This is a genomic window from Curtobacterium sp. HSID17257 (assembly GCF_003989515.1).
Taxonomy (GTDB): domain Bacteria; phylum Actinomycetota; class Actinomycetes; order Actinomycetales; family Microbacteriaceae; genus Curtobacterium.
Map to the genome: position 1 here is coordinate 1 of NZ_RBLU01000206.1, position 1,801 is coordinate 1,801.

2 protein-coding genes are annotated in these 1,801 nt (G+C 73.7%); one reads left to right on the forward strand and one right to left on the reverse strand.

Features of this window, described 5'->3' with window-relative positions; translation table 11 throughout:
* The coding region (locus D8M35_RS16035) for a stage II sporulation protein M (RefSeq protein ID WP_148113413.1) at positions 1-991 on the reverse strand (991 nt) is incomplete at its 3' end.
* A 61-nt stretch (positions 992-1,052) separates the two neighbouring features.
* Here D8M35_RS16035 and D8M35_RS16040 point away from each other — a divergent pair.
* The coding region (locus D8M35_RS16040) for an RDD family protein (protein WP_148113414.1) at positions 1,053-1,801 on the forward strand (749 nt) is incomplete at its 3' end.

Consider the following 1,801-nt stretch of genomic DNA (forward strand, 5'->3'; position numbering starts at 1 on the left):
TGGCGGCGAGCGCCGTCGCGCCGCGTTCGAACTCCTCGACGTCGCCGCGCTCCCCCGCGCGGTACGCACGGCCGCCGAGCACCCACTGGTACCAGAGCACCGCGGCCAGTGCGACCGTGCCGATGCCGATCTTCACCGGCCACGGCCAGTCCTGGCGGGTCACCACGCCCTCGACGATGCCGGAGAGCAGCAGGGTGAGCACGAGGCCGACCGCCACGGTGAGGAGCGCCCGGCCGTCCTCCGCCAGGGCCTGCGCCCGAGTGCGCGCACCGGGGGCGATCCACGACCAGCAGATCATCAGCCCGGCGGCGCCGGCGAGGAACACGGAGTACAGCTCGAGCTGGCCGTGCGGAGCGATCCAGAGGAAGAAGTCGCCCAGTCGCCCCTGCGAGTGCATGATCGCGGCGGAGACGCCGAGGCTCACGGCGTTCTGGACGATCGACACCGGGACGTACAGCCCGGTGATGCCGAAGGCCACCATCCGGGCGGCGATGAAGGCGTTGTTCGACCAGACCTGCGCGGTGAACGTCCCGAGGCCGTGGTCCGAGTAGTACGCCTGGAAGTCCTCGGTCGCGTACTGCCGCAGGGCCTCGGGGCTCCCGAACGTGGCGACCGCCCCCGGGGTCGAGCCGATCCAGACGCCGACGATCGCGCTGATCGCGACGGTCGCCGCCGCCACCCAGATCGTCACCCAGCGGATGCGGTACAGCGCCGCCGGGAGGTGGCGCGTGAAGAACGTCGTGACGGCGGTCACCGGGTCCACCGGTGTCCCGGTGAAGCGGAGGCGAGCACGGAAGAGCGTGCGCGACAGGCGGTCCCCCGTCGGCGAGCCCGGCGCGACGCCGCGGATGCGCGCGAGGTCGGTCGCGACCTCCTGGTAGCCGCTGACGAGCCGATCGGCGTCGGCACCGGATCCGTGACGGGCACGTGCCAGCCGGTCGACCTCGTCCCAGCGGTCGCCGTGCACCGTGCTGTAGGCCTCCAGGTCCACGTGCCTCCCCCGATCGTGCACCCGCGCCCCCGTCGGGACGCGCTCACGACAGAATGATCCCATGGGGAAGACGCGCGTACCACGCGACCTGTCCGACGCCCGCTTCGGCCGGACGCTCGACGAGACCGCCGACGAGCTCGTCGTCGGCGAGGCCGTCGCGCTCGACGTCCAGCCGGCCGGCATCGCGCTGCGGCTGGCGGCGGCGCTGCTCGACGGCGTGTGCCTCGTGGCACTGCTCGGCATGCTGCTCCTCGGGCTCGCGCGGGTGTGGCCGGACGGCACCGACCCGGCGTGGGTCATGCCCGTCGTGATCGTCTCCGCCGTATTCGTGCTCGTGCTCGTCCCGGCCGGGGTCGAGACGGTCACACGGGGCAAGAGCGTCGGGCGGTACGCCGCCGGGACCCGTGTGGTCCGGGTGGACGGCGGCGCGATCGGCTTCCGGCACGCGTTCACCCGCGCACTGGTCGGGCTGCTCGAGCTCTGGTCGACCCTGGGATCGGTGGCGTTCGTCGTGGCGCTGTTCGGTTCGCGCCCCCGACGCCTCGGTGACCTGCTCGCCGGGACCTTCGTGCAGCACGAGCGCGGGGCACGGCGGCGGGACGTGCAGGTCCTGCTGCCGGTGGAGCTCGTGCCGTGGGCGGCGGTGGCTGACGTGTCGGCGCTCCCGCAGCGGCTGGAGGACCGACTCGGCGCGTTCTTCCGCTCCGTCGCCGACCTGCGGCCGGAGGCCCGCGAGACGACGGCGCGGACGCTCGCTGCGGCGGTCGCGGAGTACGCGTCCCCGGTGCAGCGAGCGTCCGCGCCGTCGTC